General features: G+C 56.8%; 21 protein-coding genes. 4 read left to right on the forward strand and 17 right to left on the reverse strand.

What is annotated here, in order from left to right:
- Positions 1-546: 546 nt before the first annotated feature.
- Together mngB and mngA are read right to left on the reverse strand one after the other, a co-directional pair.
- Complete coding sequence (mngB, locus tag MOQ06_RS21665; RefSeq protein ID WP_242174776.1) at positions 547-3,183, reverse strand: mannosylglycerate hydrolase; 2,637 nt, start codon at positions 3,181-3,183, stop codon at positions 547-549.
- Positions 3,184-3,206: 23 nt separating this feature from the next.
- Positions 3,207-5,123, reverse strand: a complete 1,917-nt coding sequence (gene mngA, locus MOQ06_RS21670) for a PTS 2-O-a-mannosyl-D-glycerate transporter subunit IIABC (RefSeq protein WP_242174777.1) — start codon at positions 5,121-5,123, stop codon at positions 3,207-3,209.
- A 171-nt stretch (positions 5,124-5,294) separates the two neighbouring features.
- Here mngA and MOQ06_RS21675 point away from each other — a divergent pair, with 171 nt between their 5' ends.
- Positions 5,295-6,011 carry a GntR family transcriptional regulator gene (locus tag MOQ06_RS21675; protein WP_148420807.1) on the forward strand — a complete coding sequence of 239 codons (717 nt, stop codon included), beginning with the start codon at positions 5,295-5,297 and terminating at the stop codon, positions 6,009-6,011.
- Positions 6,012-6,096: 85 nt separating this feature from the next.
- On the opposite strand, the gene sucD is transcribed toward MOQ06_RS21675, so the two are convergent.
- From sucD to sdhC, 8 genes are all read right to left on the reverse strand, one after another.
- Complete coding sequence (gene sucD / locus MOQ06_RS21680; protein ID WP_006809578.1) at positions 6,097-6,966, reverse strand: succinate--CoA ligase subunit alpha; 870 nt, start codon at positions 6,964-6,966, stop codon at positions 6,097-6,099.
- Positions 6,966-8,132: an ADP-forming succinate--CoA ligase subunit beta gene (gene sucC / locus MOQ06_RS21685; protein WP_017384968.1), complete on the reverse strand. Its 1,167-nt coding sequence runs from the start codon at positions 8,130-8,132 to the stop codon at positions 6,966-6,968. The genes sucD and sucC overlap by 1 nt, the downstream gene beginning before the upstream one ends.
- A 95-nt stretch (positions 8,133-8,227) precedes the next feature.
- Positions 8,228-9,454, reverse strand: a complete 1,227-nt coding sequence (gene odhB / locus MOQ06_RS21690; protein ID WP_242174778.1) for a 2-oxoglutarate dehydrogenase complex dihydrolipoyllysine-residue succinyltransferase — start codon at positions 9,452-9,454, stop codon at positions 8,228-8,230.
- A 14-nt stretch (positions 9,455-9,468) separates the two neighbouring features.
- Complete coding sequence (gene sucA / locus MOQ06_RS21695; RefSeq protein ID WP_148420809.1) at positions 9,469-12,276, reverse strand: 2-oxoglutarate dehydrogenase E1 component; 2,808 nt, start codon at positions 12,274-12,276, stop codon at positions 9,469-9,471.
- A gap of 269 nt (positions 12,277-12,545) precedes the next feature.
- Positions 12,546-13,262, reverse strand: a complete 717-nt coding sequence (sdhB, locus tag MOQ06_RS21700) for a succinate dehydrogenase iron-sulfur subunit SdhB (RefSeq protein ID WP_148420810.1) — start codon at positions 13,260-13,262, stop codon at positions 12,546-12,548.
- 15 nt (positions 13,263-13,277) lie between these two features.
- Positions 13,278-15,044 carry a succinate dehydrogenase flavoprotein subunit gene (sdhA, locus tag MOQ06_RS21705; RefSeq protein WP_014883036.1) on the reverse strand — a complete coding sequence of 589 codons (1,767 nt, stop codon included), beginning with the start codon at positions 15,042-15,044 and terminating at the stop codon, positions 13,278-13,280.
- Complete coding sequence (sdhD, locus tag MOQ06_RS21710) at positions 15,044-15,391, reverse strand: succinate dehydrogenase membrane anchor subunit (protein WP_010428702.1); 348 nt, start codon at positions 15,389-15,391, stop codon at positions 15,044-15,046. Before sdhD ends, sdhA begins: the two co-directional genes overlap by 1 nt.
- Entirely contained in the window at positions 15,385-15,789 is a 405-nt protein-coding gene (gene sdhC / locus MOQ06_RS21715; protein WP_242174882.1) for a succinate dehydrogenase cytochrome b556 subunit, read from the reverse strand. The genes sdhD and sdhC overlap by 7 nt, the downstream gene beginning before the upstream one ends.
- Before the next feature lie 639 nt (positions 15,790-16,428).
- Here sdhC and MOQ06_RS21720 point away from each other — a divergent pair.
- Positions 16,429-17,712, forward strand: coding sequence for a citrate synthase (locus MOQ06_RS21720; RefSeq protein WP_176610874.1), 1,284 nt, complete (start codon positions 16,429-16,431; stop codon positions 17,710-17,712).
- Between the two features lie 80 nt (positions 17,713-17,792).
- Here the strand turns inward: MOQ06_RS21720 and nei are convergent, their stop codons facing one another.
- From nei to MOQ06_RS21755, 7 genes are all read right to left on the reverse strand, one after another.
- The gene (nei, locus tag MOQ06_RS21725; RefSeq protein WP_148420812.1) at positions 17,793-18,584 is read right to left on the reverse strand and encodes an endonuclease VIII; all 792 of its coding nucleotides are present in this window, start codon (positions 18,582-18,584) and stop codon (positions 17,793-17,795) included.
- 18 nt (positions 18,585-18,602) lie between these two features.
- The gene (gene pxpA / locus MOQ06_RS21730) at positions 18,603-19,343 is read right to left on the reverse strand and encodes a 5-oxoprolinase subunit PxpA (protein WP_242174779.1); all 741 of its coding nucleotides are present in this window, start codon (positions 19,341-19,343) and stop codon (positions 18,603-18,605) included.
- A complete protein-coding gene (gene pxpC, locus MOQ06_RS21735) occupies positions 19,330-20,262 on the reverse strand; it encodes a 5-oxoprolinase subunit PxpC (protein ID WP_242174782.1) in 933 nt (310 codons plus the stop codon). The genes pxpA and pxpC overlap by 14 nt, the downstream gene beginning before the upstream one ends.
- The gene (gene pxpB, locus MOQ06_RS21740) at positions 20,256-20,912 is read right to left on the reverse strand and encodes a 5-oxoprolinase subunit PxpB (RefSeq protein WP_176610877.1); all 657 of its coding nucleotides are present in this window, start codon (positions 20,910-20,912) and stop codon (positions 20,256-20,258) included. The genes pxpC and pxpB overlap by 7 nt, the downstream gene beginning before the upstream one ends.
- Positions 20,913-20,926: 14 nt before the next feature.
- Positions 20,927-21,670, reverse strand: a complete 744-nt coding sequence (locus MOQ06_RS21745; RefSeq protein ID WP_148420864.1) for a type 2 GTP cyclohydrolase I — start codon at positions 21,668-21,670, stop codon at positions 20,927-20,929.
- A gap of 10 nt (positions 21,671-21,680) precedes the next feature.
- Positions 21,681-23,093 carry a deoxyribodipyrimidine photo-lyase gene (gene phrB, locus MOQ06_RS21750; protein ID WP_242174787.1) on the reverse strand — a complete coding sequence of 471 codons (1,413 nt, stop codon included), beginning with the start codon at positions 23,091-23,093 and terminating at the stop codon, positions 21,681-21,683.
- A gap of 186 nt (positions 23,094-23,279) precedes the next feature.
- Positions 23,280-23,486 carry a YbfA family protein gene (locus MOQ06_RS21755; protein WP_003858637.1) on the reverse strand — a complete coding sequence of 69 codons (207 nt, stop codon included), beginning with the start codon at positions 23,484-23,486 and terminating at the stop codon, positions 23,280-23,282.
- A gap of 308 nt (positions 23,487-23,794) precedes the next feature.
- On the opposite strand from MOQ06_RS21755, the gene kdpF reads away from it, so the two are divergent.
- A complete protein-coding gene (kdpF, locus tag MOQ06_RS21760; RefSeq protein ID WP_014069365.1) occupies positions 23,795-23,884 on the forward strand; it encodes a K(+)-transporting ATPase subunit F in 90 nt (29 codons plus the stop codon).
- On the forward strand, positions 23,884-25,563 hold the full coding sequence (kdpA, locus tag MOQ06_RS21765) for a potassium-transporting ATPase subunit KdpA (RefSeq protein WP_242174790.1): 1,680 nt from the start codon (positions 23,884-23,886) through the stop codon (positions 25,561-25,563). Before kdpF ends, kdpA begins: the two co-directional genes overlap by 1 nt.
- Positions 25,564-25,577: the final 14 nt, after the last annotated feature.

Here is a 25,577-nt window from a genome sequence, read left to right on the forward strand (position 1 = left end):
GATGAAAGGTTACAAATACGTTAAGAAAAAACCAAATTGATCCCGCAAATATAATACGCTGCAAAACCCTTACAATAAACAGGTTTTTATTCGAACAGATTTACGTTTTTCGACGGCGATCAATTTATAGCAAAATTACCACTTTTAGGCCATTTTGATCGGGAACAATTTAACGCCTTTTGGAGCCTTTTTCCAAGTATTAAACATTGATTTAAATCAAAAACGGCCAGCTCTGTTAATGATGTTTCTTTGTGATATGGATAGTAAAAACCATGTTAACGATATGTATATTTAAAGTCGTGAATGGTTATAAAAGGCAGAAGATAATATAAACAGATGTGATTTTTATTAACGCGGCAGGAAAAACGTATTTGGCATAAAGATAAACATATTATGTTATCCGCTTCACAGTATTTTTTTATTGCTGTGCTGGAACGGCGCATGGTTACATTTTATTCACTTTTAATGGTCTTGAAATTAACACCTCTGCGTGATTATTCATTAAAAAAGGCCGCCCCCTCTGCGGCCTTTTTATTGCGGCAAGCGTTACCGGTCAATCTTCAGGCTAAAAGTGCGCGACTGCCCGGGACGGAATGGCCCGGAAATGTCCGCCCCGCCCTCTCCTGCTGCGGTAAACCTCTCATTCATGTCCGTTTCGCCGCAGGCCTTAACCGCACGATTCACGGTAATCGCCACGTCACAGGAGCGGGTCTCCGAAGGGTTGTACAGGCGCAGAATCATCTCGTCACGATCTTCCGCCTTTTTAAGCGCGCTGAGTACACACCCGTTTGGCGCCAGCGTCAGCAGGCTGTAACTTGTAGGTGCGGTGACTGCGGCCCGGTTAAGCTTCATCGCATCCCACGGGATTTTGTTATAGCAGTGCACGGGCGTTAACCATGATTTCGCCTGCTGCGCAACGCCGGCACTCACAGGCGTACCGTTAAAGCTGAACAGGCTAAAGCGACAGGTTAGCTGACCACGCACCTGCGAATCCGGCACCGGCATTTTGATCCCGGACGGTCTGCCCGGTCGCAGAAGTAAATCCTCCTTCCCCAGCACCCCCACGCCGCGAAGCAGCGTTAGGGCGAAGGTTTTTTGACGCTCGCCAGTTACCTCAAATTCGCGCAACCCTTCGGTGAAAAGCGCCATTCCGTTGCGTCTTTCCTGAAGCACCGCGTAATTAAGCAGATTCCACACCGGCAGCGGCGCTTCCTTCCAGCCCTCCTCCTGCCAGCTGGCCATCGCCTCATCCCGTACGGGACGCGTCAGCGAACCGAACTGGGTGTCGGCTAACACCTCCTCGGTGGTGAAGGGCGTTGGGATCAGCACCCGAACACGATGGTCGTCCGCATGGTTTTCCAGACGCGCCTCAACGTCGATACGCCGGCTGTTATGGCTGAGCGTAATCGTCATTTCAGCCTCAAGCGTCCCCGTCCGCTGACGCGCAGAACGTTCGGCCAGACTGGCCGGCACCGCCATACGATGGTGGATCACCGCCCTGCTCTGCCAGGCTTCGTGGAACACCTCCACCTGATGCTCGCCCTGCGCTGAAGTGAGTCTCCACTCCTCGCGCGAAGGCGAATAATCGTACTCATCGCCATCGTCCGAGCTCTCTTCAATTTCCAGCGCGCGGTCATAGATAAGTCCGGACGCTTTGTCGAGCAGGCGCAGGGTTCCGTCTCCATTCAGCGTAATCTCCCAGAACGCATTTTCCAGCAGTGCCCCCGGGGAATCTGCCGGTGCGAGCACCCTGCCGGCCACGTGCGGCTCGATATAAAGCGTGCGGTAACCCATTGACGGCAGGATTTGAGCGATCTGGATGTCAAACTCCATGAAGGGATCGTAGTTACCGTAATGCACAATCTGTCGGTCAATCAGACCGGGGTCGATCTCACGCGCGCCGCGGAGGTAATAAGGGATTTCATTACCCCTGTCGTCCAGCAGGCGGAACCGGCTGGCGCGCAGACGCAGCGTGGTGTTAATGACTTCCTCGCGCGGCCACGGCGTCAGGTTAAACATCACCAGCTTGTCCTCATCGCTCTGCGGCATGTTGTCGACAATCTTGCGCATATAGAAGCGCATCAGGTTATCGGCCATGTCTTCCGCCAGCTCGAAGCGGGACATCACCTCGCGGTGCACTTTGTCGCTACAGCAGCAGCCGATACTGTCGTGGGCGTGATTCTTGAGGATCTCCTTCCACATTTTTTCCAGCAAACCGTGGTGATACTCAAAGCCCAGCGTCCAGGCAAGCGTGGCCAGCGGCTCAAGCACGTTGACGATTTTATTCTCGATACGGGCGTGGGCGATCTTAATGTCCATCCGCGTGGAGCCAATCGTGCGGTGCACGCGCATGTATTTGCCGTCAATAAACTCCCCTTTCAGCGTCGCCAGATCGTCGCGGCGCGCGTCGATGCGGTCAAACACCTCCTCAAAGCGGCTCATGACAAACTGACGCTGCGGATAGATTTCCCGAAGTTTATCCATCACCGCAAAAATGTTCTGCTGTAGCGGCATCTGGTCATGGCCGTTCGGCAGCAAAATTTCCTTCGTTACCGAGGCTTTTTCGAGCACCTCAAAATAGCTGTCGAGTCGTTTCCGCAGCCCGGCTTCATCCTCCGGTAAGTACTTACCAATCGCGTAACCCAGCGGCAGCACCTGCGCCGTAACTTCACTCCCGTCCTGGCTCTGCCAGAGGAATTCGGTTTTATCGGTACCGTGACGCTCGGAACAGCCGCGCCAGAACAGGGTGCGCGTGATGCCAAAACCGTTATAAATGTGCGGCAGCTGGGAAGACATCCCGAAGGAGTCCGGCAGATAGCCAATCTTCATCGGCTCGCCAAAGGCCATGCAGTCGCGAATGCCGTACATCAGATTTCGCACAATCGACTCACCGGAGACAATAGTGGTGTCCGTCTGGGTATACCACGGCCCGATGATGAGCTTTCCGGCCTCTACCAGCGCTTTCACGCGCGGCCTGCTTTCCGGCTTCACCGCAAAATAATCTTCCAGCACCGCCGTCTGGCCATCCAGGACGTAGTACTTATACTCCGCGTCCTGCTCAAGACGGGTGAGGATCTCTTCCATATTATTGACCAGAAGAATACGTGACGCTTCGGTGGTGAAGTACCACTCACGGTCCCAGTGCATATGTGGCGTGATATGAACACGAGATACGGCTTTCATCTTCGTTTCCTGTCAGTGCGTGTTTAGGATGGAATGTCTTCGGCCACGTATTTGCCGCTCGCCACGGCCTGACGCCGCCAGAGCAGTAAAATAAGCGTGGAGATTGCGGAGCCGATCAGCGCGGCGCCAAACCAGCCCGCAGCGGCCATCACGCCGCCGAGCCCGGCATCGTGCAGTAAGAAGAGGGAGAAAATACCGGCTCCCGGGGTGGAGAGCCCAATGCCTATCGCCCCGACAATCGCCCCGGTCGCCATTGACCCCAGAACAAATGAGCCGATGACACGCAGCGGATCCTCGATAGCCATCGGTATCGCCCCTTCCGTAATGCCCGCCAGCCCCAGTAGCCAGGTGGATTTTCCGGTTTCGATTTCGAACTGCTTAAACAGTTTCGGCGCCAGCATCGTTGACGCCGTGACGGTAAAGGCCGATACCATTTTGACGGAGGCAAAGATCGCATAAGGCCCGTAGACGCCGTTAGCCATCGCTCCCAGGCAAAAGGCGTAAGAAGCCTTGTTGACCGGCCCGCCCAGGTCGAACGAGCACATAAAGCCGAGGATCGCGCCCAGGAGCAGCGCATTTGCGCCGGACAGCCCGTTAAGCCAGACGGTCAGCGCGGTATTGACCCAGGCCACCGGTTCGCCGATCGCAAACAGCATCAGGCTGCCTGCGCCGAGCACGCCGATCACCGGATAGAGATAAAAGGTCAGAAAGCCGTTGTAGCGGCTGCTCAGGCGAATATGATTTTTCACCCAGCGCATCAGGTAGCCTGCAATAAGCCCGCCGACGATTGCGCCCAGAAAACCGGCACCGATCGTATTGGCGGCTAAACCGGCAGCGAAGCCCGGCGTGAGAGCAGGTTTATCCGCCAGCGAGTAAGCGGTATAGGCCGCCAGAACCGGCACCATCAGAATGCCGAGCATGCCGCCGCCCAGCTTGCGGTACAACCACAGCCACGAGTTTTCCTGATCGAAGAGATGCTGTAAGCCCAGAAGCTGCGCCAGCAGTACCGACACGGCCAGCACCGTACCGCCAGCGACAATCAGCGGTACCGCAAAGGAGATGCCGCTGAGAAGCGCCTGCTTGAGTTCCGTTTTAACGCTCTTTTTCGCTTCAGTATCGGGATGCGCAAAACGCGCATCGGATGAAGGCCGTAGCGCCAGCGCGCGCTCAATGAGCGCTTCCGCGTGGCGCAACGGTTCCGCGACGGGAACGGAAATGGCGGGGATCCCGTGAAAGCGTTCGCTCTCTTTGATCGCCACTTCCGCAGCAAAGATGCAGGCTTTCGCCTCACGCAGCTGCTGCGCGGTGAGTCGCCCCTCAATGCCGTTCGCCCCCTGCTTCTCTACCACTACGTTGACGCCGAGCCGACGTCCCGCTTTTTCGAGATATTCCGCTGCCATATAGGTATGGGCGATCCCGGCCGGACAGGCGGTCACGCAGACGATGGTCGGGGCATTCACGGCGACGTCGGCCTCTTCAGCCTCCGGGTTCGTCTCCAGAGCAGCGAGCACCGCTTCCGGGCTGGTCGCCGTCATCACCCGGGCCCTGAGATCGTCGTCCGCCAGGCGAGAGGTCAGCGCCGTCAGCACCTGGATATGCGTCGATCCCGCCTGTGCGGGAGGAATGGCGAGCAGAAAAATCAGCTCAACCTCTTCAGGCCCGTCCACGCCCTCCCATGCCAGCGGTTCGCGTAGCGTTGCCACGGCAAAAGCCGCTTCCTTCACGACCGCTGATTTGCCATGAGGGACGGCCAGCCCCTCCCCCAGCGCTGTCGGGCCAAGCGATTCCCGATGGAACACTTCTGCCAGAAACGTATCGGCGTCGGCGATTTTGCCCAAGGCCACCAGCCGCATCGCAAGCTGGCGTATTGCCTCATCGCGGCCTGTAAACTGCGCCTGTACGCAGACAGCACGCGGATCGGTCAGGGTCGTCAGGTTCATAAAGATCCTCACATATGCAGAGTTATTGTCTGGGGAGGATTGTGGCAGACCTAATAATACATTTATGTGATCATTTTCACTGATAACGATATTTGTATTCTATTTGTATTATTTACAAATCATCCACTGAAGGCATAATTCCCTGAAAAGGTATTAAACAGGCGCGAAAGAATGGGCAATAAACCGAGGTACCGGCAGATCGCCGATGCGTTCCGCGAGAAAATCAATGCCGGTGAGTTAAAGCCAGGCGACGCGCTGCCGACGGAATCCAGCCTGCAGGAGGCGTTTAGCGTCAGCCGGGTCACCGTGCGGCAGGCGCTGAAGCTGCTCGCCGACGAGCAGATCATCGAAAGCATTCAGGGCAGTGGCTCGTATGTAAAAGAGGAGCGGGTGAATTACGACATTTATCAACTCACCGGCTTTTACGAAAAGCTGGCGGATCGAAACGTCGATACGCACAGCGATGTAAAAATCTTCGAAGTGGTCAAGGCCGATGAGAGGCTCGCAGCAAGGCTCGCAATTAACCAGGATGACAAGGTCTGGCACGTCAAGCGCGTACGCTTCATCAGGGAAAAGCCGGTAAACCTGGAGGAGACATGGATGCCGCTGGCGATGTTCCCCGATCTTACCTGGGAAGTAATGGAAAATTCGAAATACCACTACGTTGAGCAGATCAAAAGGATGGTTATCGATCGCAGCGAGCAGGAGCTGGTTCCGATCATGCCCTCGGATGAGGCGATCGCCGCCCTGGCGCTGGATCCGGCGAAGCCGATTCTGGAAAAGGTCTCTCGCGGGTTCCTGAAAGACGGTCGGGTATTTGAATACAGTCGCAACGTGTTTAATTCTGACGACTACAGGTTCACCCTCGTCGCCAGGCGCAGACAATAAAAAAGGCCGCTTTACAGCGGCCAACCATGTCGAAACGGACATTTTTTTATACTTCAACGCCCCCCTTCCGGGGAGCAGAGAGGACTTACTTAATGATGGATTTCAGCGCTTCACCGATATCCGCCAGGCTGCGAACGGTTTTCACGCCTGCGGCTTCCAGTGCTGCGAATTTCTCATCAGCCGTACCTTTACCGCCGGCGATAATCGCCCCCGCGTGACCCATACGCTTGCCTTTCGGCGCGGTCACGCCCGCAATGTAGCCCACTACCGGCTTGGTCACGTGATCTTTGATGTAAGCAGCCGCTTCTTCTTCCGCGCTACCGCCGATCTCACCGATCATCACGATCGCTTCGGTCTGTGGATCTTCCTGGAACAGCTTCAGGATGTCGATGAAGTTAGAGCCCGGGATCGGATCACCGCCGATGCCCACGCAGGTGGACTGGCCGAAGCCGTAGTCGGTGGTCTGCTTAACCGCTTCATAGGTCAGGGTACCGGAGCGGGAAACGATGCCCACTTTACCCGGCTTGTGAATGTGGCCCGGCATGATGCCGATTTTGCATTCGCCTGGGGTGATTACGCCCGGGCAGTTCGGGCCGATCATGCGCACGCCCGCTTCATCCAGCTTCACCTTCACGGTCAGCATATCCAGCGTCGGGATACCTTCGGTGATGGTGATGATAAGCTTAATGCCTGCGTCGATCGCTTCCAGAATGGAGTCTTTGCAGAACGGAGCCGGAACGTAGATTACGGTCGCGGTAGCGCCGGTTGCTTCTACGGCTTCACGCACGGTGTTGAACACCGGCAGGCCCAGGTGCGTGGTGCCGCCTTTACCTGGCGTCACGCCGCCAACCATCTGCGTACCGTAGGCAATCGCCTGTTCAGAGTGGAAAGTCCCCTGGCTACCGGTGAAGCCCTGGCAGATAACCTTGGTATCTTTATTAATTAAAACGGACATTATTTCCCCTCCACTGCGGCAACAACCTGCTGAGCTGCATCCGTCAGACTTTTCGCTGCAATAATATTCAGGCCGCTGTCAGCCAGTTTTTTCGCGCCGAGTTCAGCGTTGTTCCCTTCCAGACGAACCACTACCGGAACGTTAACGCCCACTTCTTCTACCGCGCCGATGATACCGTCGGCGATCAGGTCGCAACGCACGATACCGCCGAAGATGTTAACCAGAACGGCTTTCACGTTGCTGTCAGAGAGAATGATTTTGAACGCTTCGGTTACGCGCTCTTTGGTTGCGCCACCGCCCACGTCGAGGAAGTTCGCCGGCTCACCGCCGTGCAGCTTAACGATGTCCATGGTGCCCATTGCCAGGCCCGCGCCGTTAACCATGCAGCCGATGTTGCCGTCCAGCGCCACGTAGTTCAGTTCCCACTGTGCAGCCTGCGCTTCACGCGGATCTTCCTGAGACTGATCGCGCATTTCACGCAGATCGGACTGGCGGAACAGCGCGTTGCCGTCAGCGCCCAGTTTGCCGTCCAGGCAGATCAGATCGCCCTGGGTAGTGATCACCAGCGGGTTGATCTCGATCAGCGCCAGGTCGCGCTCCAGGAAGATGGTCGCCAGACCCATAAAGATCTTGGTGAACTGCTGAACCAGCTTGCCTTCCAGACCCAGCTTGAACGCCAGCTCGCGCCCCTGGTAAGGCATTGGGCCTGCCAGCGGATCGATAGCGACTTTATGGATCAGGTGCGGGGTCTCTTCCGCTACTTTTTCAATTTCCACGCCGCCTTCGGTAGACGCCATGAACACCACGCGACGGGAGCTACGGTCCACCACGGCGCCGAGGTACAGTTCTTTTGCGATGTCGGTCGCAGCTTCAACCAGGATCTGGTTAACCGGCTGGCCGTTCGCATCCGTCTGGTAAGTTACCAGACGCTTGCCGAGCCAATGTTCAGCAAAGGCACGGATCTCTTCTTTGCTCTTAACAACCTTCACACCGCCCGCTTTACCACGGCCACCAGCGTGAACCTGACATTTAACTACCCACGGGCCGGAACCGATTTTAGATGCGGCTTCTTCTGCTTCACGCGGGGTAGTACAGGCATAACCCACCGGAGCCGGTAAGCCATACCGGGCAAACAGCTGTTTGGCCTGATATTCATGTAAGTTCATGTGTTCTATCCATCCTTCAGGGTAATCGTTATCTTCAAACCTGCAGGCCGGCGCAAGGCTTATCCGGCCTACAGGGCAGGTGATGCTAAAAGGGACTAGACGTCCAGCAGCAGACGCGTTGGATCTTCCAGCAGCTCTTTAATCGCTACCAGGAAGCCCACGGACTCGCGGCCGTCGATCAGGCGGTGATCGTAAGAGAGCGCCAGATACATCATTGGCAGGATCTCCACTTTACCGTCTACCGCCATAGGACGATCTTTAATGGCGTGCATACCCAGGATCGCGCTCTGCGGCGGGTTAATGATCGGGGTAGACATCAGCGAGCCAAACACGCCGCCGTTGGTAATGGTGAAGTTACCGCCGGTCAGGTCGTCTACGGTCAGCTTGCCGTCGCGGCCTTTCACGGCCAGCTCTTTGATTTTCTTCTCAATGTCAGCCATGCCCAGGGTGTCCACATCATGCAGAACCGGGGTCACCAGGCCGCGTGGGGTAGAAACCGCCATGCTGACGTCGAAGTAGTTGTGGTAAACCACGTCATCGCCATCGATAGACGCGTTCACTTCCGGGTAGCGTTTCAGCGCTTCAACCACCGCTTTCACGTAGAAGGACATAAAGCCCAGACGGATACCGTGACGTTTTTCAAACGCGTCACCGTACTGCTTGCGCAGGTCCATGATTGGCTTCATGTTGACTTCGTTAAACGTGGTCAGCATCGCGGTAGAGTTTTTCGCTTCCAGCAGACGCTCGGCCACGCGCTTGCGCAGGCGGGTCATCGGCACGCGTTTTTCGCTACGTGCGCCAAGCTGAGGCTGTGCCGCTGGTGCTGCCGCAGGCGCTTTCGCTTCTGCTTTCGCATCAGAAGGCGCTTTTGCCAGATGCTTGTCGATGTCTTCACGCGTCAGGCGGCCGCCTACGCCGGTGCCTTTAATGGCTGCCGGATCGAGGCTGTGCTCGGCCAGCAGGCGACGGATCGCCGGGCTGAGCGCGTCGTTGCTTTGCTCTTCCAGAGAAGCCTGCTGGCGCTGGGCCGGCGTAGACGCCTTCTCTTCAGATTTGGCGCTGGACTCTTTGCCCGCGCTGTTGCCTTCACGCAGGCGACCCAGGATCTGGCGAGAGGTTACGGTCGTACCTTCATCTTCCAGGACCGCATCCAGAATGCCATCCGCTGAAGCCGGTACTTCCAGTACCACTTTGTCAGTTTCGATTTCTACCAGCACTTCGTCGCGGGTTACCGCGTCGCCTGGTTTTTTGTGCCAGGTGGCGACGGTTGCATCTGCTACGGACTCAGGCAGGTCGGGAACAAGAATATCTACGCTACTCATTATGTATCCTTTAATTAATCGACGTTCAGCGCGTCATTGACCAGATCTTGTTGCTGCTTCTGGTGAACGGACATATACCCTACCGCCGGAGAGGCGGAGGCCGGGCGACCTGCATAACGCAGAGCAGACCCAAATGGAATCACTTCACGGAAATGATGCTGGCTGCAATACCACGCGCCCTGGTTGAGCGGCTCTTCCTGGCACCAGACAAAATCATGTACGTGAGCGTACTGTTTCAGCACTTCCTGCATCGCCTGATGCGGGAACGGATAAAGCTGTTCGATACGCACGATGGCGACATCTTTCTGATCGTTCTTACGGCGCTGTTCCAGCAGGTCGTAATAAACCTTACCAGAACACATCACGACACGCTTAACGCCCTGCGGATCCAGTTCGTCAACTTCACCGATGGCCGGCAGGAAGGTGCCGTTTGCCAGCTCTTCCAGGCTGGAGACCGCCAGCGGATGGCGCAGCAGCGATTTCGGCGACATAACCACCAGCGGACGGCGCATACCGCGCAGCGCCTGGCGACGCAGCATGTGGTACACCTGAGCCGGGGTGGACGGCACGCAAACCTGCATGTTCTGTTCGGCGCAGAGCTGCAGATAACGTTCCAGACGCGCGGAGGAGTGCTCCGGGCCCTGCCCTTCATAACCGTGCGGCAGCAGCATCACCAGGCCACACATGCGGCCCCACTTCTGTTCGCCGGAGGAGATGAACTGGTCGATAACCACCTGCGCACCGTTGGCGAAGTCACCGAACTGCGCTTCCCAGATGGTCAGGGTGCGCGGCTCCGCGGTGGCGTAACCGTATTCGAACGCCAGTACCGCTTCTTCAGACAGCACGGAGTCCCAGACCTTGAACTGGCCCTGACCGTTATGCACGTGCTGAAGCGGGGTATAGGTTGAACCGTTAGACTGGTTGTGAACCACCGCGTGACGGTGGAAGAAGGTGCCTCGGCCCGCATCTTCACCTGACAGACGAACCGGAATGCCTTCATCAACCAGCGTCGCATAAGCCAGCGTTTCCGCGCCGCCCCAGTCGAACAGCTTCTCGCCCGCCGCCATCGCCTGGCGATCGCCATAGATTTTGGCCACGCGAGACTGCATCTCGATCGCTTCCGGCACGGTGCTGATGCGCTTAGCCAGCTCCTGCAGGCGCTTCATCTCAACCTTGTTCGGGTAGCTCTCGTCCCACTCGTGGTTGAGGTACGGCGACCAGGTGAAGGAGTGCATGTTCATTGGGCGCAGCTCTTTCACAACGCATTCACCCGCATCCAGCGCGTCGCGGTAGAGGTTGACCATCTCGGTCGCATCTTCCAGCGTCGCCACGTTTTCGCCTTCCAGCTTGTCAGCATAGATTTTACGCGGCGTCGGGTGTTTTTTGATTTTCTGATACATCAGAGGCTGGGTTGCACTTGGCTCATCCGCTTCGTTGTGGCCGTGGCGGCGATAGCAGAAGAGGTCAATGAACACATCACGCTTAAAGGTGTTACGGAAGTCCAGCGCCAGACGGGTAACAAAGGCAACGGCTTCCGGGTCATCCGCGTTAACGTGGAAGATTGGCGCCTGAACCATTTTACCGATGTCGGTGCAGTACGGGGTGGAGCGCGCATCCAGCGGGTTCGAGGTGGTGAAGCCCACCTGGTTGTTGATCACGATGCGAACGGTACCGCCCACTTCATAACCACGCGCTTTCGACATGTTCAGGGTTTCCTGAACCACGCCCTGCCCTGTCACCGCCGCATCGCCGTGAATGGTGATTGGCAGCACTTTATTGCTGCTTGGCTCGTCCAGACGATCCAGACGCGCGCGCACGGAACCGATTACCACCGGGCTGACGATTTCGAGGTGTGACGGGTTAAACGCCAGCGCCAGGTGAACCTGGCCGCCCTCGGTTTCGATATCCGACGAGAAGCCCATGTGGTACTTCACGTCACCGGTGCCAAGGTGCTCTTTATGTTTACCCGCAAACTCGTCAAACAGATCCTGCGGTTTTTTACCCAGCACGTTAACCAGCACGTTCAGACGGCCACGGTGCGCCATGCCCAGCACCACTTCGCGCGTGCCGCTCTTACCGGCATGACGAATCAGCTCTTTCAGCATCGGGACTAACGCATCGCCGCCTTCCAGCGAGAAGCGTTTCGCGCCCGGGAATTTTGCGCCCAGATAGCGCTCAAGGCCTTCGGCTGCGGTCAGTTCGCTCAGGAAACGTTTTTTCTCGTCTGCTGAGAAATTCGCGTGGCCCGCCACGGATTCGATACGCTGTTGGATCCAGCGTTTCTCTTCGGTGGAGGTAATGTGCATATATTCCGCGCCGATGGAGCCGCAGTAGGTTTGCTTGAGCGCATCAATCAGATCGCCCAGCTTCATCGTGTCTTTGCCGATGGCAAAAGAACCTACGTTAAAGCTTTCCTGGAAATCGGCCTCGGTCAGATCGTGATAGGCCGGATCGAGATCCGCCACACGTTCCTGCTGCCACAGTCCCAGCGGATCGAGATTCGCATGCTGGTGACCGCGGAAGCGATAAGCGTTGATAAGCTGCAGGACTTTAACCTGCTTCGCATTGGTGTCAGGGTCGGAAATCGCAGAAGAGTAACGTGAGGCATCCTTCGCCAGACGACGGAAATAATCACGTGTTTTGGAATGGAATTGATCCGGTTTGACCCCTGTACCAGGCAACTGCTGGAACATGGAACGCCAGTTTGCGTCCACTGAGTCAGGATCGGTTAAGAAGTCTTCATAGAGCTGTTCTATCCAGCTCTGGTTAGAACCAGAGAGGTAAGAAGAGTCCAGCCAGGCTTTCATTGCGCCGTTCTGCATCGTGATCCCTTAAGCATTTTTATGCTTACTTTCGCCGTAGAAACTACCACGCACACCACGTGTACGTGCCGGGGTTCACCTGCGAGCTCTTTTACTTTGGCCCGCGAAGGAACCTTTAGAAACTGTCTTAAGGGTTTCCCCTCACCCCGACCCTCTCCCACAGGGAGAGGGGGAAGGTCGTCGGCAGTTTTTAAAGATTTCCTGCAATCTGTTCCCTCTCCCTGTGGGAGAGGGTTAGGGTGAGGGGAACATCGCTCCCCTCTCACTACTTACGCACTGCGCTGCAGCAGCATCGACTTAATATGGCCGATGGCGCGCGTCGGGTTCAGCCCCTTAGGACACACACTGACGCAGTTCATGATGCTATGGCAGCGGAATACGCTGAAAGCGTCACTTAGCCCTTCCAGGCGGTTATCGGTTTCGGTATCGCGGCTGTCGATCAGGAAGCGATAGGCAGCCAGCAGACCCGCAGGGCCGATAAACTTGTCCGGGTTCCACCAGAATGACGGACACGACGTTGAACAACATGCACAGAGAATACACTCGTACAGCCCATCGAGTTTTTCACGCTGCTCGGGAGACTGTAAGTGCTCGCGAGCGGGTGGATTTTGCCCATTATTCAATAAGTAAGGCTTAATCTTCTCATATTGTGCATAGAATTGTCCCATGTCCACCACCAAATCACGCACGACCGGCAGGCCTGGCAGAGGACGGATAACAATTTTCTGGCCTGGACGGTTTAGCGCTGAAATTGGCGTGATGCAGGCCAGGCCATTTTTGCCGTTCATGTTCACACCGTCGGAGCCACACACCCCTTCACGGCAGGAGCGGCGGAACGACAGGGTAGGATCTTTTTCCTTCAGCTGGATTAAGGCGTCCAGCAGCATCATGTCACGACCTTCTTCCGCTTCCAGGGTGTAGTCCTGCATACGCGGAGCATCGTCTACATCCGGGTTATAACGATAAACTGAGAATTCGAGTTTCATTATCCTGTCTCCGCATTAGTAAGTACGAATCTTCGGCGGGAACGCCGGACGCAGTTTCGGTTCCATGTTGACGCTACGACGCGTCATGGATTCCGACTCTGGCAGATACAGGGAATGGCACAGCCAGTTTTCGTCATCACGATCCGGGAAGTCGAAGCGGCTATGCGCGCCGCGGCTTTCGGTACGGAAGTTAGCCGACATCGCGGTCGCGAACGCGGTTTCCATCAGGTTATCCAGCTCCAGGCACTCAACGCGCTGGGTATTGAACTCGCTGGAGGTATCGTCCAGACGGGCATTTTTCAGACGCTCGCGGATCGCTTTCAGCTGCTCCAGGCCTTTAGCCATGGCGTCACCTTCACGGAATACCGAGAAGTTGTGCTGCATGCATTCCTGCAGCGCTTTACGAATTTCCACCGGATCTTCGCCGTTACGGTTGCCGTTCCAGCGGTTGAGACGCTCAAGAGAGGCATCAATTTCGTCGTCGGTCGCGTCACGCAGCGCGCCCTGCTCGGCGATGGATTCCTGCAGATGCAGACCCACCGCACGGCCAAACACCACCAGGTCCAGCAGGGAATTGCCGCCCAGACGGTTTGCACCGTGAACGGATACGCAGGCAATTTCGCCTACCGCGAACAGGCCAGGGATGACCACGTCTTCGCCCTGCTCGTTCACGGTCAGCGCCTGACCGGTCACTTTGGTCGGAATACCGCCCATCATATAGTGGCAGGTTGGGATAACCGGAATCGGCTCTTTCACCGGGTCGACGTGGGCGAAGGTACGGGACAGCTCCAGAATGCCCGGCAGGCGGGATTCCAGCACCTCTTTACCGAGATGGTCGAGCTTCAGCTTCGCGTGCGGACCCCATGGGCCATCGCAGCCGCGGCCTTCGCGGATTTCGATCATGATGGAACGCGCCACCACGTCGCGACCCGCCAGGTCTTTCGCGTTCGGGGCATAACGCTCCATGAAGCGCTCGCCGTGTTTGTTCAGCAGGTAGCCGCCTTCACCGCGGCAGCCTTCCGTGACCAGCACGCCCGCACCGGCGATACCGGTTGGGTGGAACTGCCACATCTCCATATCCTGCACCGGCACGCCGGCGCGGATTGCCATACCCACGCCGTCACCGGTGTTGATGTGGGCGTTGGTGGTGGACTGGTAAATACGGCCCGCGCCGCCGGTCGCCAGCACGGTTGCGCGGGCTTTGAAGTAGACTACCTCGCCGGTTTCAATGCACAGTGCGGTACAACCCACCACTGCGCCATCGGCGTTTTTCACCAGATCCAGCGCATACCACTCGGAGAAGATGGTGGTGTGGTTTTTCAGGTTCTGCTGATACAGCGTGTGCAGCAGCGCGTGACCGGTACGGTCAGCCGCCGCCGCGGTGCGTGCCGCCTGCTCGCCGCCGAAGTTTTTCGACTGGCCGCCAAACGGACGCTGATAGATGGTGCCGTTTTCCAGGCGGGAGAACGGCAGACCCATGTGGTCCAGCTCCAGAATCGCTTCCGGGCCGGTTTTACACATGTATTCGATGGCATCCTGGTCGCCGATGTAATCGGAACCTTTTACCGTATCGTACATGTGCCATTCCCAGTTATCTTCATGGGAGTTACCCAGCGCAACGGTGATACCGCCCTGCGCGGACACAGTGTGGGAACGGGTCGGGAAGACTTTTGAGAGCAGCGCACAGGTCTGGCCGCTCTGGGAAATTTGCAGTGCGGCGCGCATACCTGCGCCACCCGCACCAATCACAACAGCATCAAATTCTCTGACTGGCAGTTTCATTACACACCCCACACCACAACAAATCCATAAATGACGTAAACCACCAGAGCAACAACAATAACAAGCTGAAGCGGAAGGCGAATCGCCAGCGGTTTAACGTAATCGGTCAACACCTGCCACATGCCAATCCAGGCATGAATAAGGATGGAGAACAGCGCCAGCAGGGTGAACACTTTGGTGAAGGCCGATCCGAAGAAACCACTCCAGATTTCCCACGTCAGCGTCCCGCTGGTCGCGAAGAAACCGATCATATAGATGATGTAAAGCGTGAGGACGATCGCGGTAGCGCGGACCAGAATGAAGTCATGTACGCCGTTGCGTCCTAATGCGGAGGCGTTGCTTACCATACGAGAACTCCTGCGAGAAGTGAAAGCAAGACAGTGATCACAAATGAAATGTTAGCGGTACGTTTTCCGGCCTCGAACGTCTCTTCCAGATAGCCAAAGTCCATCAGCATATGGCGAACGCCGCCAACAACGTGATAGGCCAGCGCGGTGAGAATGCCCCACATGATGAATTTCACGAAGAAGCTGTTCATGATGGCTGAGGCCTGGAGGAATCCTTCAGGGGATGAGAGGCTGGTTCCCAGTAACCACAGCAAAATACCGACCGCCACAAACGTAATCACACCTGAAACACGGTGCAGAATGGACGCTATTGCTGTTACAGGGAATCGGATCGTTTTGAGATCCAGATTGACAGGTCTTTGTTTTTTCACATTTCTTATCATGAATAACGCCCACATGCTGTTCTTATTGTTTCCTTCCTCCGGACTGCGATGCGGGTCAGACAGCGTTCCTTTTCTATAACTGCGCGTCATGCAAAACATTGCTTCCAAATGCTAAAACGACACGTTACAACGCTGGGTGGCTCGGGATTGCAGGGTGTTCCGGAGACCTGGCGGCAGTATAGGCCGTTCACAAAATCATTACAATTAACCTACATACAGTTTGTTGGGTTTTCTCTGGAACAGTGATCGGGGTCACGATAACAACATCTTTTTAATTTTTAATCATCTGATTTGACAAATGTTAAACAATATTGTTACAAACGTCATTAGAAAAGGCATATAATGCGCAAAAGTTATGAGGTCTTACTTTCACCTGACAAATAGTTATGTAACAGTGTGATGGTATTGACCGAAGTTATCAGGACAGTTATTAGTGATATACAGGTTTGAATAATTCGGACTGCAAAAACGCTGATTTGCTGTTGTTTCACTGATATTTCATTCGTTTACCTGCAAGGCGCCATAGCTCTGTACCCTGGTTTCTCCTCGTGAGCTGAGCGGTAAGCCAAATAACAATCTGGTAACGGTGATTAACAGCTGAATGCAAATCCGGTGAAAAGCAGTCTTAAGCATAAGGCGCTAAGGAGACCGTAAATGGCTGATACAAAGGCAAAACTCACCCTAAATGGTGATGATGCTATTGAACTGGATGTGCTAAAAGGCACGCTCGGTCAGGATGTTATTGATATCCGTACGCTGGGTTCTAAAGGGGTATTCACCTTTGACCCTGGATTCACCTCCACCGCATCTTGCGAATCCAAAATCACCTACATTGACGGTGACGAAGGTATCCTGCTCCATCGCGGCTTCCCCATCGATCAGTTAGCCACCGAATCCAACTATCTGGAAGTGTGCTACATCCTGCTGAACGGCGAAAAGCCGACCCAGGCTGAATACGATGAATTCAAAACCACCGTGACCCGTCACACCATGATCCATGAGCAGATTACCCGTCTGTTCCATGCGTTTCGTCGTGACTCTCACCCGATGGCGGTCATGTGCGGTATTACCGGTGCGCTGGCGGCGTTCTACCACGATTCTCTGGACGTGAATAACCCGCGTCATCGTGATATCGCGGCGTTCCGTCTGCTGTCCAAAATGCCTACCATGGCGGCGATGTGCTACAAATACTCCATCGGCCAGCCGTTTGTTTATCCGCGCAACGACCTCTCCTACGCCGGTAACTTCCTGCGCATGATGTTCTCCACGCCGTGCGAAGAGTACGAAGTGAATCCGGTGCTGGAACGCGCAATGGACCGTATTCTGATCCTGCACGCTGACCACGAACAGAACGCGTCCACTTCTACCGTCCGTACCGCTGGCTCTTCAGGCGCGAACCCGTTCGCCTGTATTGCGGCGGGTATCGCCTCCCTGTGGGGACCGGCGCACGGCGGCGCGAACGAAGCGGCGCTGAAGATGCTGGAAGAGATCAGCTCCGTTGAGCACATTCCGGAATTCGTGCGTCGCGCGAAAGACAAGAATGACTCCTTCCGCCTGATGGGCTTTGGTCACCGCGTTTACAAAAACTACGACCCACGCGCAACCGTCATGCGCGAGACCTGCCACGAAGTGCTGAAAGAGCTGGGCACCAAAGATGACCTGCTGGAAGTGGCGATGGAGCTGGAGCACATCGCGCTGAACGACCCGTACTTCATCGAGAAGAAACTCTACCCGAACGTCGATTTCTACTCCGGTATCATTCTGAAAGCGATGGGCATTCCGTCCTCCATGTTCACCGTGATCTTCGCTATGGCACGTACCGTAGGCTGGATTGCGCACTGGAACGAAATGCACAGCGAAGGCATGAAAATCGCCCGTCCTCGTCAGCTGTATACCGGCTACGAGCAGCGCGACTTCAAGTCTGATATTAAGCGCTAACAGAAGCTGGGTAAGGCCCTCTCCCACAGGGTGAGGGTGAAAACATTAAAAACGGTAACCTACGGGTTACCGTTTTACTTTTATCTCTGGCAGTGCGGGCACCAGTAAAAGGGCCTCGACGAGAGCATCATCCTGTCGATAATCCCGCCGCATCGCTCACACTTTTTTCCCGCCCGATGAAACACCTTAAAGCGGAACAGCGCCCCGTGATGCCTGTTCTCATCCACCACGCCGCGCGTGCTGTAGGATAAGCGCGGAATATCAAGCAGCGCGTGGGACAGCGCGTCCAGCTGTTCATCGCTCAGCTGAGAGGCTTTGCGCTGCGGCGCCAGCCCCACGCTCCAGAGGATTTCCACCCGCAGATAGTTGCCTAACCCGGCCAGGAACGCCTGGTCGAGCAGCAGCCCGGAAAATTGCCGGTTGCGGAACTTAGGTGATAACAGCCGGGCTTTAACGTCGCTCGCCGTCAGGCGCATGTCCAGCACGTCCGGCCCGACCCGCTGCAGGAACGGGTGCGTCAGCAGCTGCTCCGGCGTTAACATTTCGATATCCGACGCGCTGTAAAGCAGGATTGCTTTATCCGCCGTTTGCAGCCTGACGCGCAGCACGCGGGTGGTTTGCGGCTGCTCGTCTGCCTCCACCACCCGCCAGACGCCGTAAAGCTGATTGTGGCTGTATAACGTCAGGTTATGGGAAAAGTGGGTCAGCAACGCTTTGCCGCGCGTTTCAATATGGGTCACCGTCTGCCCCACCAGCTGTGATTCGTACGGCTTCAGTTGAGGAAAGGCAAACCAGGCTTTTGTCAGGGTTTTGCCCTTTATCGCCGCCTCCAGGCTATCCGCCGCGCGGCGGATCTCCGGACCTTCTGGCATAGTATTGTCCTTACATAATTATTCTGCGCTGACGAGAATGCCCACTTCCGAGAACGCCGCCCGCAGGCGTCGCGCAAACCGGAGCGCATGCTCGCCGTCGCCGTGTAAACACACCGTATCGGCCTGAACGCTTGCCGCTGTGCCATCTACGGCGATGACCCGCCCGGCGCGCACCATCTCCAGGGTCTGCGCCAGGGCCTTATCTTCGTCGGTAATCAGCGCGCCGGCCTGCGTACGCGGCACCAGGCTGCCATCCGGCTGGTATTCCCGGTCGGCAAATACTTCCTGTCGGGTGGTTAACCCCAGACGCGCGCCGGCGCGGATCAGTTCGCTGCCCGCCAGGCCCACCAGAATCAGCTGCGGATTATAGTCCCGCACCGCGCGGGCGATGGCGTCCGCCAGCGCCGGATCCTTCGCCGCCTGGTTATAGAGCATGCCGTGCGGTTTCACGTGGCGCATCACGCCCTTCTCCGCGCGCACAATCGCGTCCAGCGCACCGGTCTGATAGAGCATTTGCGCGTACACCGTCTCAGGCGGCAGATCCATCGCCGTACGGCCAAAGTTTTCCCGGTCGGGAAAGCTGGGGTGAGCCCCAATCGCGACGCCGTTTTTAACGGCGGTACGCACGCTCTCCAGCATGGTCTGCGCGTCCCCCGCATGAAAACCGCAGGCGATGTTGACCGAGGAGACCAGCGTCATCAGCGCCGCATCGGCGCTGCTGCCCTCCCCCAGGTCGGCGTTCAGGTCAATCTTTACCATCGAGCCTCCACGCCAGCTGTTCGAGATAACGCTGCCGATCCTGTCGCGCCTTCAGCGCCTCCTCCAGCGAACACTGCACAAAATGAATCGGCTGGCCGAGGGGAATTTGCGCCAGATGGTAGCGATCCGCCTCGATGATGCAGGCAATGCGCGGATAACCGCCGGTGGTTTGCGCGTCGTTCATCAGCACAATAGGCTGACCGTTACCCGGCACCTGGATCACGCCCGGCAACAGCCCGTGGGAAAGCAGCTCCCGATCGGTCGTGCGGGTTAACGGCTGCCCCTGAAGGCGATACCCCATGCGGTTACTCTGCGGGCAGATCTTCCACGGCGAGCGCCAGAAAGACTCCTTTGAGGCCTCATCGAACTCATGATATTCCGGCCCCGGCAGGGCGCGGATCAGGTTCCCCCACAGCAGCTGCTTCACGCCCTGCGTGGTGGTGAAATGGCGCGCTGATGGCTTAATCGCCAGGCGATCGCCGTCGCGCAGCAGCCGTCCTTCATGCCCGCCCATTCCCGCTTTCTGGTCTGTACTGGCTGAGCCCAGCACCTCAGGCACGTCGATGCCTCCCGCCACCGCAAGGTAGCTGCGCACGCCGTGCAGAGGGCGTTTAAGCGTCAGTCGCTGCCCGGCCTTCGCCCGCAGGCGCCAGCCGGTCCACACCGCTTTGCCGTCCAGCGTCGCGTCACAGCCCGCACCGGTTAAGGCAAACCAGGTTTCCTGACCAAACTCAATCACGCACTGGCCCAGCGTAATTTCTAACGCCGCCGTGCTGCCGGCGTTGCCTACCAGCAGGTTGGCAATCTCCAGCGACGGGCGGTCAAGCGCACCGCAGTAGCTCACGCCCGACTGACGCAGGCCAAAGCGTCCGGCATCCTGAACGGAGGTGTAAAGCCCGGCGCGAATAAGCGTTAACATACTCCCTCCTTCTGCGGGATAAAGCGCAGGGTGTCACCCGGACGCAGAAGTATTGGCGCGTCCTGGCCGGGTTCAAATAACGGCGTGGACGTGTGCCCGATAAGCTGCCAGCCTCCCGGCGAGGCGAGCGGATAAATTCCCGTCTGTTCACCGCCAATCGCCACCGTGCCCGCCGGTACGCTCAGGCGCGGCTCCGCGCGGCGCGGGGTATGCAGCTGAGGCGACAGCCCGCCAAGATACGGAAAGCCCGGCTGAAAACCCAAAAACCAGACGACATAATCGACGGCGCTATGCAGCTCCACAACCTGCTTTTCCGTAAGCCCACAGTGTTCAGCCACCACGCCCAGGTCGGGGCCGCCCTTGCCGCCATAGACGACCGGGATCTCAATCGTCCGCGACTCCGGCTCCAGCGCCTCGCTCTCCTCCCACCAGCGCTGCAGACGCTCAATCGCATCCAGCGCCCCCGCGTGCGGGTTACGCAGCACCACAGTGATATTATTCATGCCCGGAATAGCTTCAACCACGCCGGGCAGATCGGGCAGACGCTGAGCCAGCCGCCAGATACGCTTTTGCGTGGCAAGCGTTACCGGAGGCTCGAGCTCCAGAACTACCGCGGTTTCACCCAGAAGATAACAACGCGCTCGCTGCACTTAACTACCTCTCATCAGGCCGGATTAGGGATATCAATAAAGGTCACATCCAGATCGGTATTTTCCGTCAGCCACTCGCTGAGGGCGCGGATGCCGCCGCGCTCGGTGGCGTGATGGCCTGCCGCGTAAAAGTGCAGACCCTGTTCACGCGCAGAATGGATAGTCTGCTCGGAAACCTCGCCGGTAATGAAGGCGTCGACGCCGAATCGCGCCGCGCTATCAATAAAGCCCTGACCGCCGCCGGTACACCAGGCCACGCGCTTCACGGTATCCGGCCCGGTATCGCCGCACCACAGCGGACGACGCCCCAGGCGCGCTTCGATCCATGAGGCCAGCTCCAGCCCCGGTACCGGCATTGACAGCTCGCCCCACGGAACCAGCGGCTCAATTTCGCCCATGACCGTAATGCCCAGCAGCTGCGCCAGCTGGACGTTATTGCCCAGTTCAGGGTGCGCATCCAGCGGCAGATGGTAACCGTACAGGTTGATGTCGTTCGCCAGCAGCGTTTTGAGGCGGTTGCGCTTCATGCCGCGAATTACGGGCGATTCGTTTTTCCAGAAATAGCCATGGTGGACTATCACTGCGTCGGCTTCCTGACGCACCGCCTCGTCCAGCAGCGCCTGGCTTGCCGTCACGCCGGTGATAATTTTCTGCACCGTTTCGCGACCTTCCACCTGCATCCCGTTCGGGCCGTAGTCGCTAAAGGAGGCGGCGTTCAGTTTTTCGTTAATCAGGCGTTCCAGTTCACTGTTTTTCATCATCACTCTCTCAAACTTTTCGGGCGGCTTCGTACGCCGCCAGCGTGGCGACGCGCGCCTGTTTATGGTCGACAACGGGACGGGGATAATCCAGGGTAACCCGCTGTTTATCCGCCCATGTCCAGGGGTCATGAATGGCTTTGGCGGGGACATCCTTCAGCTCAGGCAGCCAGCGGCGGATAAACGCGCCGTCAGCGTCAAATCGCTGTCCCTGCGTGGTCGGGTTAAAGATCCGAAAATAAGGAGCCGCGTCCGTTCCGGTGGAGGCCGCCCACTGCCAGCCGCCGTTATTCGCCGCCAGATCGCCATCGATGAGCTGAGAAATAAAATAGCGCTCTCCGATTCGCCAGTCGATAAGCAGATCCTTCACCAGGAAGCTGGCGGTTATCATGCGCAGACGGTTATGCATCCACCCGGTTTCATTCATCTGCCGCATAGCTGCATCAACAATCGGATAGCCGGTGCGTCCGCTCTGCCACGCCTTCAGCAGCTTTTCATTGGACTGCCACTTTACGTTATCGGTCCAACGAATGAAGGGACGATGTTTACATAACTCAGGATGATACGTCATCAGGTGGCGATAAAACTCGCGCCAGATCAGCTCGTTCAGCCATACTGCACCCGCGCCACCGTCCAGCGCCCGGGGCTGTTCCGCCAGCAGCCGGTGCAAGCACTGGCGCGGGGAGAGCGCGCCCAGCGCTAAACAGGCCGACAGGCGGCTGGTGCCTTCAATCGCCGGAAAATCCCGGCGCGCCTCGTATTCAGCCGCGCCCTGTTTGCAGAAGTCGCGCAGCTGGGCAATAGCCGCTTTCTCGCTGGCGGGAAATAACGCTTCATCGAACGTCTGGCGGGGGTAATTCAGGCTGATTTCCGCCGGATCCGCTATCGTTTCTCCTCGCCCGGCAGGCGCGGGCACGCACTCGGGCAGCCCTTCCTTCAGGCGTTTGATAAAGGCATTTTTAAACGGCGTGAAAACTTTATACATCTCGTGATTGCCGGTCATTACGCTGCCCGGCGCGAGCATCACGCTGTCATCGAATCCTTCACAGACAACGCCCGCAAGGTTTTTTTCCAGCTGTCGGTCGCGCTGCTGCTCGTTAAATTCGTACTGGTAGTTGTAAAAAAGATGCGTTACCGCGTGCTGCCTGCAGATGGCCTGCACCGTCTGAAGCTGCCCGGAAAAATCGTTCACCTCTTTGTAGATCAGCGGAATGCCTTTTTCGGCCAGCGAACGCTGCACATCGTTCAGGTACGCGTTGAGTAAAGCCGCCTGCCGGGGTGCCATATCGTGCTGCCGCCACTGTTCAGGGGTGGCGATAAACAGGGCCAGCACCTTAGCGTCCCTGGCGCGGCAGGCGGCCGCGAGAGCGATGTTGTCGTGAATGCGTAAATCCGCGCGAAACCAAACCAGATGGGTGGGCATAAAACTCCTGGCAATTGTCCATTATGTCCGTAAGGGCATGCCGTAAAAGGAAAAAGGCACGCATTGAACTACTTTGCCATGAAGTGTAGACGGGATGAAATAAAAAAGGCCGCCCGAGGCGGCCTTAACGCTACTTGTCCTGCGTTAATACTTTTTGCAATTTTTTATGGCTACGTATCATACGTATCAGTAGAAGTCGCAGGTTGCCTTCTCGGCCTGATCCATCCATACCGGTTTCTCGCTGGTTTTTGCCCAGACGCGGTGCAGATAGCTGTAAAAACGTGCGCGATCTTTCCAGAACAGCATCACCGGCAGGGCCAGCACGCCAGCCACTACGGCGAAAGTGCGACGCATGAAAATGATATGAGCCGGAAACTCTTTATAAAGATCCATATTTTTCTCCCCTGTAGTTGGCCGGAAACGTTCTCCGGAAAATGTGAAATCTGTGACCTGGATAAAATAATACCGCTTTGTTTGTAATTTTACTACTCATCCGACCACTCAATTTCATCCATTTAGTGAATATTTACATTCACGCCGTAATTAAGTTACAAAAAAGTTAACGATTTACTTATCAATAGTTAAATCATGGTCTTTTCGTTTTTATACTTTTTTTACACCCGCCCCGCGGATTTTTGCGAAATCTTTGCGCCGTAAACCCTACCGTTAGCACCAATACAAATGTCACCCGGAGGTGGGTTGTGAGTGCAGGTCTGATTGCCGGCATTGTGCTGGTGTTCCTGTTATTGGGTTATCTGGTTTATGCCCTGATTAATGCGGAGGCGTTCTAATGGCTGCTCAGGCGTTTTTGCTTATTGCGGGCTTTTTACTGGTGCTGTTTGTCCTTGCCAGGCCGCTGGGAACGGCGCTGGCGCGGCTGATCAACAACGTGCCCCTGCCGGGCACGGGCCTCGTCGAAAACGGGTTATGGCGCGTGCTGGGCGTCAGCGACCGGGAAATGAACTGGCGGCAATACCTGACGGCGATAGTGCTTCTGAATATCGTGGGTCTGGTCGTCCTATTCGCCATGCTGATGCTTCAGGGTAGCCTGCCGCTTAACCCGCAGCGGCTACCCGGCTTATCCTGGCATCTGGCGCTAAACACCGCGGTCAGCTTCGTTACTAACACCAACTGGCAATCCTATGCCGGTGAAACCACGCTCAGCTATTTCAGCCAGATGGCCGGATTAACCGTGCAAAACTTTCTCTCTGCGGCCAGCGGTATCGCGGTTATTTTTGCCCTGACGCGCGCCTTCGCCCGTCAGAATGTGGGCACGCTGGGCAACGCCTGGGTTGATATAACGCGTATCACCCTCTGGATCCTGGTTCCCGTGGCGCTGGTTATTGCCCTGTTCTTTATTCAGCAGGGCAGCCTGCAAAACCTGCTGCCTTATACCCCTTACACCTCGCTTGAAGGCGCCAGTGGCCTCCTGCCGATGGGGCCGGTGGCGTCGCAGGAAGCGATAAAGATGCTGGGCACCAACGGCGGCGGCTTCTTCAACGCCAACTCAGCCCATCCGTTTGAAAACCCAACGGCTCTCACCAACCTGGTCCAGATGCTGGCGATCTTCCTGATCCCCGCCGCGCTCTGCTTCGCCTTTGGCGATGTGGTTAACGATCGCCGTCAGGGACGCACGCTGCTGTGGGCCATGTCGTCGATCTTCGTGGTGTGCGTCGCGCTGGTGATGTGGGCCGAATGGCACGGCAACAGCCACTTCATGCAGCTCGGGGCCAGCAGCAATATCAACATGGAAGGTAAAGAGAGCCGCTTCGGCATTCTTGCCAGCAGCCTCTATGCGGTAGTCACCACGGCGGCCTCCTGCGGGGCGGTGAACGCCATGCACGACTCTTTCACCGCGCTCGGCGGCATGATCCCGATGTGGCTGATGCAGATCGGCGAAGTGGTCTTCGGTGGGGTCGGCTCGGGTCTGTACGGCATGCTGCTGTTCGTTCTGCTGGCGGTATTTATCGCCGGGCTGATGATTGGCCGCACGCCTGAGTATCTCGGTAAAAAAATCGACGTGCGCGAGATGAAATTAACCGCGCTGGCGATCCTGGTTACCCCTGCCCTCGTGCTGCTCGGCACCGCGCTGGCGCTGATGACTGAAGCAGGCCGCAGCGGCATCTTCAACCCCGGCATCCACGGCTTTAGCGAAGTGCTTTACGCCGTATCGTCTGCGGCCAACAACAACGGCAGCGCCTTTGCAGGGTTGAGCGCCAACTCGCCATTCTGGAACTGCCTGCTGGCGTTCTGCATGTTCGTGGGGCGTTTCGGCGTGATCGTTCCCGTCATGGCGATCGCCGGAGCGCTGGTGAATAAAAAAATTCAGCCGACCACTACCGGTACGTTACCGACTCACGGCGCGCTGTTTGTCGGTCTGCTGGTGGGTACCGTCCTGCTGGTGGGCGCCCTGACCTTTATCCCCGCCCTCGCGTTAGGCCCGGTCGCGGAAACTCTCTCTTTACGCTGATTTTGCGGAGAATT

This window comes from Enterobacter sp. I4 (genome assembly GCF_022669095.1).
Lineage (GTDB): Bacteria > Pseudomonadota > Gammaproteobacteria > Enterobacterales > Enterobacteriaceae > Enterobacter > Enterobacter pasteurii.

Coding starts and splice junctions, on each gene's coding strand:
- mngB (WP_242174776.1), bottom strand. CDS start 3,183: ATGAAAGCCGTATCTCGTGTTCATATCACGCCACATATGCACTGGGAC.
- mngA (WP_242174777.1), bottom strand. CDS start 5,123: ATGAACCTGACGACCCTGACCGATCCGCGTGCTGTCTGCGTACAGGCG.
- MOQ06_RS21675 (WP_148420807.1), top strand. CDS start 5,295: ATGGGCAATAAACCGAGGTACCGGCAGATCGCCGATGCGTTCCGCGAG.
- sucD (WP_006809578.1), bottom strand. CDS start 6,966: ATGTCCGTTTTAATTAATAAAGATACCAAGGTTATCTGCCAGGGCTTC.
- sucC (WP_017384968.1), bottom strand. CDS start 8,132: ATGAACTTACATGAATATCAGGCCAAACAGCTGTTTGCCCGGTATGGC.
- odhB (WP_242174778.1), bottom strand. CDS start 9,454: ATGAGTAGCGTAGATATTCTTGTTCCCGACCTGCCTGAGTCCGTAGCA.
- sucA (WP_148420809.1), bottom strand. CDS start 12,276: ATGCAGAACGGCGCAATGAAAGCCTGGCTGGACTCTTCTTACCTCTCT.
- sdhB (WP_148420810.1), bottom strand. CDS start 13,262: ATGAAACTCGAATTCTCAGTTTATCGTTATAACCCGGATGTAGACGAT.
- sdhA (WP_014883036.1), bottom strand. CDS start 15,044: ATGAAACTGCCAGTCAGAGAATTTGATGCTGTTGTGATTGGTGCGGGT.
- sdhD (WP_010428702.1), bottom strand. CDS start 15,391: ATGGTAAGCAACGCCTCCGCATTAGGACGCAACGGCGTACATGACTTC.
- sdhC (WP_242174882.1), bottom strand. CDS start 15,789: ATGTGGGCGTTATTCATGATAAGAAATGTGAAAAAACAAAGACCTGTC.
- MOQ06_RS21720 (WP_176610874.1), top strand. CDS start 16,429: ATGGCTGATACAAAGGCAAAACTCACCCTAAATGGTGATGATGCTATT.
- nei (WP_148420812.1), bottom strand. CDS start 18,584: ATGCCAGAAGGTCCGGAGATCCGCCGCGCGGCGGATAGCCTGGAGGCG.
- pxpA (WP_242174779.1), bottom strand. CDS start 19,343: ATGGTAAAGATTGACCTGAACGCCGACCTGGGGGAGGGCAGCAGCGCC.
- pxpC (WP_242174782.1), bottom strand. CDS start 20,262: ATGTTAACGCTTATTCGCGCCGGGCTTTACACCTCCGTTCAGGATGCC.
- MOQ06_RS21745 (WP_148420864.1), bottom strand. CDS start 21,670: ATGAAAAACAGTGAACTGGAACGCCTGATTAACGAAAAACTGAACGCC.
- phrB (WP_242174787.1), bottom strand. CDS start 23,093: ATGCCCACCCATCTGGTTTGGTTTCGCGCGGATTTACGCATTCACGAC.
- MOQ06_RS21755 (WP_003858637.1), bottom strand. CDS start 23,486: ATGGATCTTTATAAAGAGTTTCCGGCTCATATCATTTTCATGCGTCGC.
- kdpA (WP_242174790.1), top strand. CDS start 23,884: ATGGCTGCTCAGGCGTTTTTGCTTATTGCGGGCTTTTTACTGGTGCTG.